The sequence below is a fragment of the Listeria monocytogenes genome (assembly GCF_041765605.1).
Classification (GTDB): Bacteria; Bacillota; Bacilli; order Lactobacillales; family Listeriaceae; genus Listeria; species Listeria monocytogenes_D.
Genome location: NZ_CP168900.1, coordinates 820,591 through 836,232, shown reverse-complemented (window position 1 = coordinate 836,232; position 15,642 = coordinate 820,591). Strand labels below are relative to the sequence as shown.

Sequence of the window (15,642 nt, the reverse complement as noted above, 5' to 3'; positions counted from 1 at the left end):
TATCTATCAAAAACTTATATTATGAATTCTCTTTAAAAAAACCAAAAAAAGCGACAATTTCGTCACTTTTTTTGGTTTGATTTTGGGAATCCAGAAGTAAAAATGTTAGCTTATTCCTCTGATTTTTTTGTTGACTTAATGTATTTTGGTACCAAGATTTTCAATTATTTCCGGTACATCTTAAACTCCAAAAACAATTCATTATAATACGACAGCATTCGTTTACCGAGGTTATCATATACTTCTAAATTATTTAATTCGTCCATATCCGGATAAAAACGTTCATCACTCGAAATTTCTTTTGGTAACAATTGGACGGCTTTTTCGTTTGGTGTTGCATAGCCAACATATTCGGCGTTAATTGCGGCATTTTCTGGTTTTAGCATGAAGTTAATAAATTTATGCGCGCCATCGACATTTTTTGCCGTTTTTGGAATGACCATGTTATCGAACCATAAATTGGAGCCGTCTTTTGGAATAACATATTCTAAATCTTCATTTTCACTGAGCATTTCCGCGGCTTCTCCGGAGAAAGTAACCGCGACACCTGCTTCATTGTCCGCCATGAGAAGTTTAATCTCATCGCCAACAATTGCTTTAACATTCGGTGTCATCGTTTCTAGCTTGTCTCTGGCAGCTTGTAGGTGAGCTTTATTCGTATCGTTCAGTGAGTAACCGAGACTATTCAACCCAAGCCCCATGACTTCACGCGCCCCATCAATCAGCAAAATTTGGTTTTTTAATTCGGGATCAAATAGCGCATTCCACGTATCGAAATTTTTGTTCGGGAACATCTCTTTATTATAAATAATGCCAAGCGTTCCCCAGAAATACGGCATCGAATATTTATTATCGTCATCAAACGACAAGTCCATAAAACGCGGATCAAGGTATTTTTCATTTGGTAATTTGGAATGATCAAGTGGAATCAGCAAATTTTCTTCCTTCATTTTGCTAATCGCGTAATCACTTGGCACCGCAATATCAAAGGTCGTTCCACCTTGCTCAATTTTCGTCATCATCGCTTCATTAGAATCAAATGTTTGGTAAATGACCTTGATGCCTGTTTCTTTTTCAAATTTAGTAATGAGCGATGGGTCAATGTAATCGCCCCAGTTATAAATTGTCAGCGTATTGCTCCCAGCGTAGCCCTCAGAACGGTTCATCGTTGTTGCAAGTAGCATCATTAGGAGTGCCACGACAATGACTGGTACAAAAATTTTCAGCAGTTGCTTCATTCTTTCGTCGCCCCCGTCCGAATATTTTTACTTGTATTACGTTGGTTGATAAAGTAATAACCGATCACGAGAATAATCGTGAATAGGAAAATCAGTGTCGATAAAGCATTGATAGAAAGCGAAATCCCTTGTCTTGCTCGGGAATAAATTTCTACCGCTAAAGTTGAGAAGCCGTTTCCGGTTACAAAGAAAGTCACCGCAAAATCATCTAGCGAGTACGTTAATGCCATGAAAAATCCAGCTAAAACGCCCGGCATAATATACGGCAAAATAACTTTTGAAAGAACTTGCCACTGGCTTGCACCTAAGTCTCGCGCCGCATCCATTAACGTCGGGCTCATTTCTTGTAATTTCGGCAAAATCATCAATACGACAATCGGAATACTAAAAGCAATATGCGAAACTAAGACGGAAATAAAACCTAATTTTACGCCTAAAATCGTGAAAAAAATCAAGAAACTAGCACCGATAATAACGTCCGGGCTAACAATCAACACATTATTCAAACTTAAAAGCGAGTTTTTCGCAAAAGGTTTTGGCATAAATTTAATCGCCAGCGCCCCGCAAACCCCAATAATAGTTGCAATCACCGAAGAAAGCAGCGCAATTACAAACGTATTTAAAACAATAATTAGTAGGCGCGTATCTTGGAAAACTTCTTTATAATAGCCAAGCGTAAAGCCACTAAAATTATGCATCGTGCCGCCTTTATTAAACGAGTAAAAAATCAAATAGAAAATCGGCGCATATAAAATCACAAAAACAAGCACTAAATAAATCGTACCCCATTTACTTTTCTTCATTTACGCGCACCTCTTTTCTTTTTCGAACCTGTTAGGAACATAATTAAAATCATCGCAATAATTAAAAATACGCCAATTGTCGAACCCATTCCCCAGTCTTGCGTTACTAGAAAATGTTCTTCAATCGCTGTTCCGAGCGTAATCACACGGTTTCCTGCAATTAATCGTGTAATCATAAAGAGTGATAGCGCTGGAATAAAAACAGCCTGACACCCTGATTTCACGCCATCAGCAGTGAGTGGGAAAATCACCCGTCTAAATGTCGTCAAACTCGATGCGCCTAAATCACGCGACGCTTGAATCAACGTCGGATTAATTTCCTCAATTGCATTAAAAATCGGTAATATCATAAACGGAATAAAAATATAGGTCGATACAAATAAGAAACTAAAATCCGTAAATAAAATCTGTTTCGAGCCAATTCCAAGTATTTCCAAAAATTGATTCGCCGCCCCGTATGTCCCAAAAATCCCAATAAAGGCATACGCTTTAAGCAGCAAATTAATCCAAGTCGGTAAAATAATGAGTAATAACCACAATTGTTTATGCTTTAATTTCGTTAAAAGATACGCCGTTGGATAAGAAATCAACAACGTAAAAACAGTAATTAAAAACGCGTACCAGAACGAACTAGCTGTCATTTTTAAATAGACAGGGGTGAAAAAATGAATATAATTATCTACAGTAAAATTGCCATCAACATCAAAAAATGAATAATACACAATCAATAAAATCGGTGCGACTACAAAAAGTAAAATCCAAAGTACATAAGGAACAAGATAAACTGTACGGGTGCGTCTATTCATTACTGCACCTCATCGTAGCTATCAAGCCGCTTATCGAATTCTTCCTCCGTTTCCCCAAGACGCATAACATGAATTGCCTCTGGTTCAAACGCTAAGCCAATCTTATCACCCACACGAACTTTTCTTGTTGTGTGAACAAGCCATTCATTTCCATCAGTGTCGATACAACCTACTTCATAATGCACACCACGGAAAAGCATCCAGTCTACGGTTACTTGCAGTTGACCTTTTTCAGCCGAAGTAATCTCTAAATCTTCCGGACGGATAACTACTTCCACGACTTCATTTGGGCGGAAACCTTGGTCGACACATTCAAAACGTCTTTCCACAAATTCCACTTCGAAATCTTGTATCATTTTGCCATTAACAATGTTCGATTCGCCGATAAAATCTGCGACAAATTTATTAATTGGCTCGTCGTAAATATCAATTGGCGTACCACTTTGTTGAATTTCGCCTTTATTTAACACAAAAATTTCATCACTCATCGCAAGTGCTTCTTCTTGATCATGCGTCACAAAAATAAACGTAATTCCAAGACGCTTTTGCAAATCGCGCAATTCATATTGCATTTCCGTACGTAGTTTTAAATCAAGCGCTGACAGTGGTTCATCAAGCAAAATAACTTCTGGTTCATTGACAATTGCCCGAGCAATCGCGACACGTTGTCTTTGTCCACCAGACATTTCGCTAATTTCTCTTTTTTCGTAGCCTTTTAAGTTAACAAAGCGCAGTGCTTCTTTTACTTTTTCGTCAATTGCTTCTTTTTTCAACTTTTTAATACGAAGTCCAAAAGCCACATTTTCATACACATTTAAATGTGGAAATAAAGCATAATCTTGGAAAACGGTATTTACCGGTCGTTTGTTCGCTGGAATTTGGTTAATTACTTTTTCTCCAAGGAAAATTTGTCCTTCTGAAGCTTCTAAAAATCCAGCTATTAAGCGCAAAATAGTTGTTTTCCCGCAACCAGATGGGCCGAGCAAAGTATAAAACTTCCCTTTTTCTATTTCAAAGCTGACATTGTCAAGCACTGGTGGATCATTATCAAATTGTTTTGTTACGTTTTCAAACCGAATAATTGTTTCTGTCACAATCATTTACCTCCCTTATAAATATGAATCTGTCGCTACTAAGATGAGTATTGCTTGTTCATTCGATCGATTAATTATTTGATGTTCATCTGCGGCGTGGAAATAAATTGCTTCTCCTTTTTTGGCTACATACTCATTTCGACCAAGCAGCACGGTCACTTCCCCTTTTAACACGTAGGCAAAAGTTTCTGAAAGTGATGGTTCGAAGCTTTTAAAACAGCTATTTGCCTCTATTTCAAGTAGCACTGGCTCCATTTCTTTTTCATTCGATTCTGGAACAAGCCACTTTATTCTGTAACCTTTTTCTTCATCTTCAAAGAAAGTATGCTCTAGTTCTCCGTAAATTACTTTTTGATTGTGTTCTTCTTCATCAAAGAAATCTTTCGGAGTAGAACCTAACACTTCCAAAATAGCAAATAACGTTTCAATGGAAGGAGAACTTAAATCTCGCTCTAGTTGAGAAATATATCCCTTCGTCAAATCCGTTCGTTCGCCTAATTCTTCTTGTGTCAAATTCTTACTGAGCCTAAGATTTTTTATGCGTTTGCCAATATCCATGTCAATGTCCTTTCTTTCAAGTTTAGTGATAGTAAACCTCAAGTCATAGAAGTTTACTAATATTAAACACAAAGTTTACTTACAGCAAGCTACATTATACAACAAAGCTTCCACATGAACAATAGTTTTTTTGATTTTTCCTAAGATAGACAACCTTTGTTTTTAGTGCTAAAATTTGGTTATAAAATGAACATAGGTGGACAAGCATTCATGAAAAAACATCGCTTTTCAAAATTCAATATCAATGCAGGTAGTGTTACACTTTTGGTTATGTTTAGTTCTTTTTTTATTTTGTCAGTAATCCTATCTATTCTATTTTCCATGACATGGGAATTTTATGCTATTCTTTCAGCATTAGTCATTATTAGTTTTTTTAATTTCAAGAATTTTTTTCCTGGAGAAGTGGCTGTTAGTGAGGAAGCTTTCTACTACAAATCAAAAGCATATCCTTACAGCAAATACATTATCGAATGTGATGCAAAATTAATTCGTTTTAAGAGTCCTAGTGCGAGAGCAATGCCTTATTACCGAATTGTTATTATCAATAAAGATACACGCGCGGAGAAACTAATTAAAGTACACAATGCAGCGCGTAGATACAAAGGCGCAAATAAGCAGATGCAAGTCGAAATGGAAGAATTACGTGATCAACTCAAGCAATATCAATCTTAACTAAAACATCCTAGGCGGTACACAAATATGAAAAACTATCCTTTCTTCAAATATAATATGAATATCAAAACTTTTTTTACGTTCATCGTTGCCTTAGCTATCTTGGGTCTTGGTCTCTACTTGTTTATTACTTATGAAGTCTTACGGGTTTGGCAATTTTGGCTTTTATATGCCGTTTTTGTTATTTCAACTATTAACATCTTCTCCACTTATGTTAATGGTACTGTCTCTATTAATAATCGCGCGCTATTTTACAAAAGAGGATTTTCGGATAAAAAATATCCTTTTAGTCAATATATGCTGGAATGTGATACTCTGTTGCACGGTCGGACCATTTCTTTTCTTCCCTATTACACTATCAATATTCTTAACTTAGAAACAGGGAAAGAAGAAAAAATTAAGCTCCGAAATGCCGCCATTGTTCACAAAAATGGCAGAAAGAACTTCCATTTGGAAATAGAAAGTCTCGCTGAACAATTAAAAAAAATACAAGCTTAAATAGAAAGCCCTAAGAACATCGTGTTGTTCTTAGGGCTTTTTCTTATTCTAAAAAGTCATCATATAAATACGTTTCAATCATATTTAAATTTTGGCGTAAGTCTCGGGCTAACTCTCTCGAGATTCCGCCTTTTTCAAACATATTCTGAATAATATCACGTTCTAATTGGAAAGCCACCACTTGGACTTCGCGTTTTTTCTGTTCGAATTTTGCTCGCTTACCTCTCGGACTGTGCTCTTTTCTCACGCGTTCTAAGAAAATAGTGTGTTCGGTAATTAGTGGTCCAATGATATCGGCATTTTCTTTCGTTAACTGTTCTTTGAGTTTAGAAATTATGAGTATTTCATTATCTTCGCGTAATTGGCGAATTGCTTGGAATCGTTCGCTGTCTTTAGAAATACCTTTTTTCACTTTATGCGTGATTCTACCCCATTTTTTCGGATGAATGACAAGCATCATGAGACGATAAAGGAACATCCATGCTGTTTTTACTTTTGTCCGGAAGCGTTGTTTGATCGCTTGTTCCATCATATTAAGATAGTGTTGATAACGATAGCTATCTGTAGCAACAATGCGTCCTTCATCGGTCATTTTTTGGGTGTTTTCACGTTCCCACTGGATGATTTCTAATCGTTTGGCGCGTTCTCTTTCATCCATGCCTCGATTCGAACTGTTATTTTGCTGTAAATCGTAAATTCTTTTGCGATAATCTTCAATTACTTCATCCGTTGCTGCTTTCGTTTCAGGTAGCGTCTGCTCTTTTAATTCTCTAATCACATTTCTCAAAATTCGAATCCGGGTTGCAATTTCAGCTCGTTCATCTTCCGTTGTTACTTCTTCACTTTTGGCAAGTAACGGTAAAATAAATGTTGCAATCACTAACGTACAAAGAATAACACCTGATGCGATAAAAATAATTAGCGAGCGCTGCGGAAATAGTGATCCGTCATCTAAGAAAAACGGAATTGCGAGCGCACTGGCAAGCGTAACCGCCCCGCGAACACCTGAAAGCGATGTGAGAACAACGGGCCTAAATTTAGGTAGTTGTGTTTTTTTATTTTGTTTCTGCCTTTGCTTCGCGCCGATGCTCCATGATATGTATACCCATAAAAAGCGCAGTAAAATTAAGGCCGCCGTGATAGACAAAATGTAAGCCATCACTTGTAAATTACTACTTCCTGAATCATTCCAAACTACTTCAGTAATCGCCGGAAGTTGTGTGCCTAAAAGTAAAAATACTAAGCCATTTAAAACAAAAATGATCACCGACCAAGTACTTTGCGAAACGACATTTAATTTCACCAACTGAGGATCCATTTTCTTTTGTTCCATCGAGTGCATAATCCCGGCTGCAACAACTGCCAAAATCCCAGAAACATGGATTTCTTCTGCCGCTAAGTAAATAATAAATGGTGTTAAAATTTGGATAAGCATATGAAACGTAACATCTTCCATTCCAAGGCCGCGAACCCATTTTAACAATCGGAATTTTAACCAACTCAAAATGAGCCCAACTAAAATACCACCAATCGCAATAACAAAAAAGCTGATACTCGCATCCATTAAACTGAACACGCCGGTCACCATCGCTGCAATCGCGAACTGGAATGCCACTAGTCCTGACGCGTCGTTGATTAATGCCTCACCTTCGAGCAAGTTCATAATCCGTTTGGGTAAATTAATCCGCCCAGAAAGGGAACTAACGGCTACCGCATCCGTTGGCGCAAGAGCTGCTGCTAAGGCAAAAGCTGCTGCCAGTGGAATCGTCGGAATCATCCAATGGACAAAATACCCAATCACGACAACCGTTGCAAATACAAGTCCGAGCGCTAATACTAAAATCGGCATTCGCATACCCCAAAGAGCTGCTTTATCCGTCTGTCTACCATCATTAAATAGCAAAGGCGCAATAAACATTACTAGAAAAAGTTCCGGATTTAGTTGCAAATCAAACGTAATCGGCATAATCGCAATTAATACACCAAGACCGATTTGAATTAGCGGTACCGAGACAAAGGGAACAAACCGGTTGAGTAAATTAGAAATAAAAATCGCAACAAGTAATGCTAAAACATATAAAAATATCTCCAATATGTATCGTCCCCTTTCGTTTTTTCTCGTATATTATTATGAAGCAAAATAAACTATCTCGCAAATATAAAACAGCTTTATTTCTTTGCATCCATCCCACTTGCAAAGAAATAAAGCTCCCTATTAGATTATTTTTCTTTTTCTTTTTTATATTGATCAATTTGATCGTTTAAGTTTTTCATTTTTTCGTCTAAATGGGTGATAATTCGTGCGGCGTCTTGTAATTCTTTTACTAACTCCTCTGGCGCTTCTTGTTGATATTTATAATAAATTTTATGCTCCAAGCTCGCCCAAAAATCCATGGCAACTGTCCGAATTTGGATTTCCACGGTCATTTTCTCGGAACGATTTGTCAGGAATACAGGTACTTCACAAAGTAAATGTAAACTCCGATAGCCATTAGGTTTTGGATTCGTTACATAGTCTTTTACTCGTTTGATAGTGATATCACTTTGTCCAGCAAGCATTTCGTGAATTCTAAAAATATCTGAAACAAAAGAACAAGTAATCCGAATACCCGCAATATCGTGTACATATTTTAGTGCATTTTCTGGCGTGATATCCACCTGTTTCTTTTCTAATTTTGCTCCGATACTTTCCAGCGACTTCACACGTGACTTCAAATGTTCCATTGGATTATAATCATGAATAAATTGAAATTCTTCATTCAATATCTTAAGTTTCGTGTTGACTTCTTCTAACGCAAAACGGTGAAGAAGCATAACATTTCGCCAATTTTTTAGCTCATCTACTGATGGTTGTTCCATGAGGACACTCCTTCCATATGTATAAACTTCCTATTCCATGTTACTACAAAATAGAGATCAGTGTAACTATATGTCTAAAGTTTCACCAGTTTCTCATGAATTTTTCATAAAAAAGCCTAGAATAAAAATTTATCCTAGGCTTTTCTTCTATTTATGAAGTTATTGGGCAACTAATTACTTCGTCTGTATTTGTGACAAGCAGTAGATTACGATTATAATACTGACCATCGCTTTTTAGAATCATGGTTTTTTCTGTGTCGTTGTAATCGATAGTTAGTGCTTCTTCTAAAAACATTTCTGTCCATCTTTTAATTAGCACTGGACCAATGTTTGATTCAATTTCGTCATCTTCCGCTGTTTTCTCTTCTACTAATCGCAATGTGAAAATACCGCTATTTTCGCAGGAACAGCCTTCTGTATCATAATACAAATGTAGCCGCCCTTCTAAATTCGACCGTAGTGCAGCAAGCCGATTTTTAGCGCTATCTGTAAATGTTATATACATAACTTATCACCTCTAACTCTATTATACACCCACATTTCCAACTTTTCCTTCGCACTGCTCACATACGATTAAATTCACAAATTAGACATTGGGTTTTCGTTCACTTGCGTGGTATGATAGGAGTGTATTTACAAAGGGGGAGAAACACGCAGATGACCGCTTATCCACAATTCGATGTTATTTTAAAAGCATTAAATTTGTCTAGCGTAGGAGTAATCATTACAGATCCTGAGCAAAAAGATAATCCAATTATTTTTGTTAACACTGGTTTTGAAAACATTACCGGCTATGCTAAAGAAGAAGCACTTGGCTCCAATTGTCACTTTTTACAAGGAGACGATACTGACAAAGAAGAAGTTGCAAAAATCCGTCATGCCATTAACCAAAAATCAACTGCGAATGTTTTACTAAAAAATTACCGAAAAGATGGTACTTCTTTTATGAATGAACTTACGATTGAACCGATTTACGATGATCATAATCATTTGTATTTCGTTGGTATTCAAAAAGATGTAACGACAGAGCACGACTATCAACAGGAACTCGAAAAATCGTTAACCGAAATCGAGAAACTTTCCACGCCTATTGTGCCGATCAAAGAAAATATTTGTGTGTTACCACTGATAGGCTCGCTAACACATGACCGTTTTCAGCATATGTCTGAATATGTGAGTGAATACATGGACCACGGCAAAGAAGATTATTTGATTATGGATCTTTCTGGTTTAGCTGAATTTAATGAAGATGCGGTAATGAATCTTGTGAAGTTCCACGGATTTATGAAATTAACTGGCGTAGAACTTATCATCACCGGAATTTCGCCAAAATTCGCCATGACATTAATTCGCTACGAAGAAAACCTAGCCAGCCTAACTACTTACAGCACAATCAAAGAAGCATTACAATTTTACTAAAAGATATTGCAAAATAGCCCATTTTCCGTTATTATGGGTAAATAATCAAATATAAACCCTCATCCAAATGGTGAGGTAGAGGTTGCGAGATGCACTAGTAATTTTTTCGAGGCGAAACAAAGACGCCGACGACAAAGAATGAACAGGTTGATCGCCGAAGTGACTATTTTCTCTTTGTTTAGAAATAGTTGTTGGGACAGTTTCCTAAAGGGGCTGGACTGCTATAAGAATTTGTCGAAATTTCTTATAGGTGTGCTATCTGACAAAATGATGTTGGTAAAATACGTAACAGCCAATTTCTTGCAGATTGGCTGTTTTTGCGCACTTCCTCTGATAATAGAAAGGGAGATTTATAGTGAAAAAAGAAACACATGGCGAGATTCGTCGTGACTTAAAAACAAGGCATTTGTCCATGATTGCCATTGGTGGTTCGATCGGGACGGGATTATTTTTAGCAAGTGGTAATGCGATTCATACTGCCGGACCTGGCGGCGCGTTGGTTGCTTATATCGCGATTGGAATTATGGTGTACTTTTTAATGACAAGTTTAGGCGAAATGGCTACTTATATGCCTGTATCTGGTTCATTTAGTACGTATGCTAGTCGATTTGTTGATCCGGCTTTCGGTTTTGCGCTTGGTTGGAATTATTGGTTTAACTGGGCCATTACACTTGCGGTTGATATTTCCACTGCTGCAATTATCGTTCAATTTTGGCTACCGAATACTCCTGCTTGGCTATGGAGCGCGATTTTCTTAATTTTGATTTTTGGCTTAAATGCGCTTTCGGTAAAAGCTTACGGAGAATCAGAATATTGGTTTTCGATTATTAAAGTGGCCACGGTTATTATTTTCCTTATCGTCGGCGTGCTTACTATTGTCGGAATTCTTGGCGGCGAAGTTATTGGCTTTTCTAACTTTACAGCTGGCGATGCTCCGTTTAAAGGTGGATTTTTTGCCATCTTAGGTACCTTCTTGATTGCTGGATTTTCTTTCCAAGGTACAGAAATGGTTGGTATTGCGGCTGGTGAAAGTGCCACTCCAGAAACCAGCGTGCCAAAAGCGATTAAACAAGTATTCTGGCGGATTTTGTTATTTTATATTTTTGCGATTTTCATTATTGGGATGATTATTCCTTATACTAACCCGAATTTACTTAGTGCCGAGGCAACAGATGTGGCAATTAGTCCATTTACACTCGTATTTGAAAAAGCTGGTCTTGCATTTGCGGCTTCCGTGATGAATGCGGTTATCCTGACTTCTGTTCTATCTGCTGGTAATTCAGGTCTTTACGCTTCCACAAGAATGCTTTGGGCAATGGCTCGCGATAAAAAAGCACCTAAATTCTTGGGTAAAGTAAACCGTCGTGGTATTCCGATGGCAGCTTTAATTGTTACGACGATCGTTGGTGCAATGACATTCATTACAACGCTAACAGAAAATGGCACAGTGATTTATACGTGGTTACTTTCTGCCTCTGGTTTAACCGGATTTATTGCTTGGGTCGGCATCGCTATCAGTCATTATCGTTTCCGAAAAGCATTTATCAAACAAGGACATGACTTAAGTGAACTAAAATATAAAGCAAAATTTTTCCCATTCGGACCTATTTTAGCACTGATTTTATGTATTTTAGTTATTGTCGGTCAAGATTACGCGGCATTTTTGAAACCAGAATTTACGAACCCTGCTTGGTGGCAAAAAATCGGTATTTCTTATATCGGCCTCCCTATTTTCCTTGTTTTCTGGTTATCTTTTAAATTTACAAATAAAACAAAAGTTATTCCACTGGAAGACTGCAAATTTGATCAAAAATAAAAAAACATCTCTTGTTCATTCATTTTTACTTGAATGATACAGGAGATGTTTTTATTTACTCTTTTTCAGTAAGGTTTCGACTTTTTTATTTAGGCGAATTAATTCTTCTATTTCGTTTTCGGTCAGGTTTTCGAATACTTTCATCATGGCTTTGTACATAAAAGCGTTTGCAGTGGAGCGTTTCGATAAGTCTTCTCCTTTTTTCGAAAGCTTGAGTGTTAAATCCATGCTGTCATTTGGAATTGTTTTGTTTAATTTCACTACTAAACCTAGGCTAATTAACCCGTCAACATTAGCTGCAGCCGAACTTCCAGTAATAATTAATCGTTTCGTTAAATCCGCCACTGAAATACCAGGTGTGCTGTATATCACATTAATCATGGCAAGTTGCTGAATCGTTAATCCTAAACTCGCCGCATTTTGATCGGCATATCCCGCTGAAATTCGCTGGATTGACCAATAAGTTTTTAATAGTTCACTAATATTTTCTGTATCTGTATTAATTCCTACCATCATCCAACCTCCTCTTGTAACCTATTCTACGCACTTTAACCGAAAAACTCAATCATATTTACGAAAAAAATATATTTATAGTACGATTTTATAGTTGCTTATTAAAAGTAAGTATGATATAGTTTACTTATAAACAGTTAAGCAATTGCTTTTCTAAGGCGTAAAAGTATTTTTTCTCAGGTTTAATTTCTTAGGATTTAGGCTAGATTATAAGAGAATGCTTTTATAAAAAAACATATTTGGAGGAATGAAACAATGACAGTAGAAAAATGGAACGTAGACCCAGCACATAGTTCAATCGAATTTCAAGTAAAACACATGATGGTATCAAAAGTAAAAGGTGCATTTAGCGATTTCACAGCGGATATCGAAATGGATCCAGAAGATTTAACTTCTGCAAAATTAAACTTCTCCGTTGCAGCCGCTTCTGTTGACACTCGTCAAGCGCAACGTGATGGACATTTGAAAAGCGAAGACTTCTTTAATGTAGAAAAATATCCAAACGTGACTTTCACGGCAACAAAAATCACAGCGGACGGCGATGATGAATACGAAGTGACTGGTGACTTAACTATTCGCGACGTAACCAAACCTCTTACACTAGAAGTAAGCTACGAAGGAACAGGAAAAGATCCAAATACTGGCAACATGGTAGCTGGCTTTGAAGCAAAAGGTAAATTCAACCGCAAAGACTTTGGCCTTAATTACAATGCTGCGTTAGAAACTGGTGGCGTACTTATCGGCGACGAAGTGAAATTAAACATCCAAATCGAAGCAAGCAAATAATGGTGGAAACTACGAATAGCTAGCCTATTCGTATTTTTTTTTGTAGCTTTATTCCCCCTTTTAAGCTAAAATAGTTCTATTGTTTAAAAAAGGGGGCTAACATCGCTATGGAAAATAAACAAAATGGACAGCTAGGCGGAATTATCGCTGGCGCTCTCGCTTATGTATGTTGGGGTGTCCTTCCGATTTACTGGAAGCTAGTCACAAATGTCCCACCAATGGAGATTTTGGCCTATAGAATTATATGGTCTTTTATTTTTATGTTATTTTTGATCGTTTGTTTGCGAAAAGCTTCGATGGTTTTTCAAGAAACAAAGGACGTATTGCTTAAACCAAAAACGCTGATTGCGATTATTGCGGCAGCTTTTTTAGTGACAGCGAACTGGTATTTATTCATTTATACGGTGAATAGTGGGCATGTGACCGAAGCAAGTCTTGGTTATTACATCAATCCACTTGTAAACGTACTTCTCGCAACAGTTATCTTAAAAGAACGCTTGAGTCGTGGCGAAATTATTGCTGTTATTTCTGCTACTATCGGTGTTTTAATCCTCACATGGCATCTTGGATCTGTTCCTTGGGCGGCAATCGGTATGGCTGTTACTTTCTCGCTTTACGGGCTAATTAAAAAAGTCGTTTCCGTATCTGTTTGGACTGGTTTAACCCTTGAGACAATGATTATTACGCCATTCGCGCTTATTTATGTAATCTTTTTCGCGACCAATGGATTAATGCAGTACGCGGCACAAACCAATATTATTTTAGTTGGCGCTGGTGTCGTTACAGCTATACCACTCCTTCTGTTTGCCACTGCTGCGAAAAAAATCAGCTATACAATGGTTGGCTTCCTGCAATATATCGGACCAACATTAATGCTCGCACTCGGCGTATTACTATTTAAAGAAAGTTTCGATCATATGCAATTGTTTGCATTCATGTTCATTTGGTTAGCACTGATTATTTTCACGATTTCTCACATTTATTCCGCAGCCAAAATCAAACAATTAGCAAACGCCGCAAAAAAATAAATGTTTCCCAGTCCCCTCTTTCGGGAATAATTCTTCTATCAAACGAGAATCTATTCCATAAAAATGAATAGGGGGCTTTTTTCATGAAAATTGGTATCATTGGTGCTACGGGCCGAGCTGGTTCGAGAATTTTAGAAGAAGCAAAAAATCGTGGTCACGAAGTAACAGCCATTGTTAGAAACGCCGGGAAAATCACGCAAACACACAAAGATATTAATATTTTACAAAAAGATATTTTTGATGTAACTCTTTCAGATTTATCAGACCAAAATGTCGTTGTTGATGCTTATGGCGTCAGTCCAGACGAAGCAGAAAAACATGTCACTTCCCTTGATCACTTAATTTCTGTTTTAAATGGAACTGTGTCTCCGCGCTTACTTGTCGTTGGTGGAGCAGCTAGTCTGCAAATTGATGAAGACGGAAACACGCTTTTAGAGTCTAAGGGCCTACGGGAAGCGCCTTACTATCCAACTGCACGTGCGCAAGCGAAACAATTAGAGCATTTAAGATCACATCAAGCAGAATTCAGTTGGACGTATATTAGCCCTTCTGCCATGTTTGAGCCCGGCGAACGCACTGGAGACTATCAAATAGGAAAAGATCATCTCCTGTTTGGTAGCGATGGCAATAGTTTTATCAGTATGGAAGACTATGCAATTGCTGTTTTAGATGAAATTGAACGACCTAATCACTTAAATGAACGCTTTACAGTAGCCGGAAAATAGACTTAAAGTCGAAGGATCAAAGTGATCCTTCGACTTTTTTGTACGAAATAAAACTCCCAATTGGCGAAAACTTCCTGTATACTATTGCTATATGCAAAAAAGGGAGGAAGAAAATGGTTCTACTTGGTGCGCTAGTGAATGGGCTTGGGATTTTGATTGGCTCTGTTATTGGCATGAAACTACATAATATCCCTGAACGTATGAAAGACACGGTCATGAAAGGGATGGGGTTATCCGTTATCGTCCTTGGCATTCAAATGGCATTTAAAACGAGCAACTCGCTTATTGTCATTTTAAGTATTTGTTTTGGAGCCGTTATTGGGGAATGGCTTAATATAGATTACCATCTGAATCAACTCGGGCACTGGATTGAACGTAAAGTCGGTGCCAAAGGAAAAAGTAATGTTTCCAAAGGATTTGTGACAGCTACACTTATTTTCGTAATTGGTGCGATGGGAATTATCGGTGCGCTTGATAGCGGCATTCGCGGAAATCATGATGTGCTTTACACGAAATCAGTAATGGATGGGTTTATCGCCCTTCTTCTTAGTACGACACTTGGTTGGGGCGTTATGCTATCGGCGATTCCAGTGTTTCTCTTTGAAGGTATTATCGCGTTATTCGCAACCCAGATTAATCAATTCGTTCCGGCAGACCTGATGACACTAATTATAAAAGAATTAACAGCTACAGGTGGGATTATGATTTTAGCAATTGGTCTAAACTTGCTTGGTTTAACCAAGATTCGGGTCGCGAATCTTGTTCCGGGGATTTTGGTCGTTGCGCTGATTGTTACCGGACTTTATTATTTTTAAAAGAAAAAAACA

17 protein-coding genes and 1 riboswitch are annotated in these 15,642 nt (G+C 37.5%); of the genes, 8 read left to right on the top strand and 9 right to left on the bottom strand.

The window, feature by feature from the left end:
• Positions 1-164: 164 nt before the first annotated feature.
• The 5 genes from AB2Q86_RS04210 to AB2Q86_RS04190 are packed head-to-tail and all read right to left on the bottom strand — an operon-like array spanning position 165 to position 4,499.
• Positions 165-1,238 carry an ABC transporter substrate-binding protein gene (locus AB2Q86_RS04210; RefSeq protein WP_012581718.1) on the bottom strand — a complete coding sequence of 358 codons (1,074 nt, stop codon included), beginning with the start codon at positions 1,236-1,238 and terminating at the stop codon, positions 165-167.
• Positions 1,235-2,041 (bottom strand): ABC transporter permease, encoded by an 807-nt coding sequence (locus AB2Q86_RS04205; protein WP_003721373.1) that lies wholly within the window; start codon positions 2,039-2,041, stop codon positions 1,235-1,237. The genes AB2Q86_RS04210 and AB2Q86_RS04205 overlap by 4 nt, the downstream gene beginning before the upstream one ends.
• On the bottom strand, positions 2,038-2,847 hold the full coding sequence (locus AB2Q86_RS04200; RefSeq protein ID WP_003721372.1) for an ABC transporter permease: 810 nt from the start codon (positions 2,845-2,847) through the stop codon (positions 2,038-2,040). Before AB2Q86_RS04200 ends, AB2Q86_RS04205 begins: the two co-directional genes overlap by 4 nt.
• Complete coding sequence (locus tag AB2Q86_RS04195) at positions 2,847-3,941, bottom strand: ABC transporter ATP-binding protein (protein WP_072217158.1); 1,095 nt, start codon at positions 3,939-3,941, stop codon at positions 2,847-2,849. The genes AB2Q86_RS04200 and AB2Q86_RS04195 overlap by 1 nt, the downstream gene beginning before the upstream one ends.
• 15 nt (positions 3,942-3,956) lie before the next feature.
• Positions 3,957-4,499 carry a helix-turn-helix domain-containing protein gene (locus tag AB2Q86_RS04190; protein ID WP_003730077.1) on the bottom strand — a complete coding sequence of 181 codons (543 nt, stop codon included), beginning with the start codon at positions 4,497-4,499 and terminating at the stop codon, positions 3,957-3,959.
• A gap of 210 nt (positions 4,500-4,709) precedes the next feature.
• Here AB2Q86_RS04190 and AB2Q86_RS04185 point away from each other — a divergent pair, with 210 nt between their 5' ends.
• Positions 4,710-5,171 carry a hypothetical protein gene (locus AB2Q86_RS04185; protein WP_012581719.1) on the top strand — a complete coding sequence of 154 codons (462 nt, stop codon included), beginning with the start codon at positions 4,710-4,712 and terminating at the stop codon, positions 5,169-5,171.
• A 27-nt stretch (positions 5,172-5,198) separates the two neighbouring features.
• Positions 5,199-5,669 (top strand): hypothetical protein, encoded by a 471-nt coding sequence (locus AB2Q86_RS04180; RefSeq protein ID WP_003730075.1) that lies wholly within the window; start codon positions 5,199-5,201, stop codon positions 5,667-5,669.
• Positions 5,670-5,712: 43 nt separating this feature from the next.
• Here the strand turns inward: AB2Q86_RS04180 and AB2Q86_RS04175 are convergent, their stop codons facing one another.
• From AB2Q86_RS04175 to AB2Q86_RS04165, 3 genes are all read right to left on the bottom strand, one after another.
• The gene (locus AB2Q86_RS04175) at positions 5,713-7,761 is read right to left on the bottom strand and encodes a Na+/H+ antiporter (RefSeq protein ID WP_012581720.1); all 2,049 of its coding nucleotides are present in this window, start codon (positions 7,759-7,761) and stop codon (positions 5,713-5,715) included.
• A gap of 128 nt (positions 7,762-7,889) precedes the next feature.
• The gene (locus AB2Q86_RS04170; RefSeq protein WP_012581721.1) at positions 7,890-8,528 is read right to left on the bottom strand and encodes a GTP pyrophosphokinase family protein; all 639 of its coding nucleotides are present in this window, start codon (positions 8,526-8,528) and stop codon (positions 7,890-7,892) included.
• A 151-nt stretch (positions 8,529-8,679) separates the two neighbouring features.
• Positions 8,680-9,033: an iron-sulfur cluster biosynthesis family protein gene (locus AB2Q86_RS04165; RefSeq protein WP_012581722.1), complete on the bottom strand. Its 354-nt coding sequence runs from the start codon at positions 9,031-9,033 to the stop codon at positions 8,680-8,682.
• A 152-nt stretch (positions 9,034-9,185) separates the two neighbouring features.
• On the opposite strand from AB2Q86_RS04165, the gene AB2Q86_RS04160 reads away from it, so the two are divergent.
• Positions 9,186-9,947 carry a blue-light photoreceptor gene (locus tag AB2Q86_RS04160; protein WP_003730072.1) on the top strand — a complete coding sequence of 254 codons (762 nt, stop codon included), beginning with the start codon at positions 9,186-9,188 and terminating at the stop codon, positions 9,945-9,947.
• 68 nt (positions 9,948-10,015) lie between these two features.
• Positions 10,016-10,213: riboswitch (Lysine riboswitch) on the top strand.
• A gap of 89 nt (positions 10,214-10,302) precedes the next feature.
• Positions 10,303-11,763 (top strand): amino acid permease, encoded by a 1,461-nt coding sequence (locus tag AB2Q86_RS04155; protein ID WP_003727153.1) that lies wholly within the window; start codon positions 10,303-10,305, stop codon positions 11,761-11,763.
• 51 nt (positions 11,764-11,814) lie between these two features.
• Here the strand turns inward: AB2Q86_RS04155 and AB2Q86_RS04150 are convergent, their stop codons facing one another.
• Positions 11,815-12,276, bottom strand: a complete 462-nt coding sequence (locus AB2Q86_RS04150) for a MarR family winged helix-turn-helix transcriptional regulator (RefSeq protein WP_003724157.1) — start codon at positions 12,274-12,276, stop codon at positions 11,815-11,817.
• 255 nt (positions 12,277-12,531) lie between these two features.
• Between AB2Q86_RS04150 and AB2Q86_RS04145 the strand changes: the two genes are divergently transcribed.
• From AB2Q86_RS04145 to AB2Q86_RS04130, 4 genes are all read left to right on the top strand, one after another.
• Positions 12,532-13,062 (top strand): YceI family protein, encoded by a 531-nt coding sequence (locus AB2Q86_RS04145; RefSeq protein WP_003724156.1) that lies wholly within the window; start codon positions 12,532-12,534, stop codon positions 13,060-13,062.
• A 107-nt stretch (positions 13,063-13,169) separates the two neighbouring features.
• Complete coding sequence (gene rarD, locus AB2Q86_RS04140) at positions 13,170-14,090, top strand: EamA family transporter RarD (RefSeq protein ID WP_003734267.1); 921 nt, start codon at positions 13,170-13,172, stop codon at positions 14,088-14,090.
• Positions 14,091-14,173: 83 nt separating this feature from the next.
• Positions 14,174-14,815 (top strand): NAD(P)-dependent oxidoreductase, encoded by a 642-nt coding sequence (locus AB2Q86_RS04135; protein WP_012581723.1) that lies wholly within the window; start codon positions 14,174-14,176, stop codon positions 14,813-14,815.
• 113 nt (positions 14,816-14,928) lie between these two features.
• Positions 14,929-15,630 carry a DUF554 domain-containing protein gene (locus tag AB2Q86_RS04130; protein WP_012581724.1) on the top strand — a complete coding sequence of 234 codons (702 nt, stop codon included), beginning with the start codon at positions 14,929-14,931 and terminating at the stop codon, positions 15,628-15,630.
• Positions 15,631-15,642 lie beyond the last annotated feature (12 nt).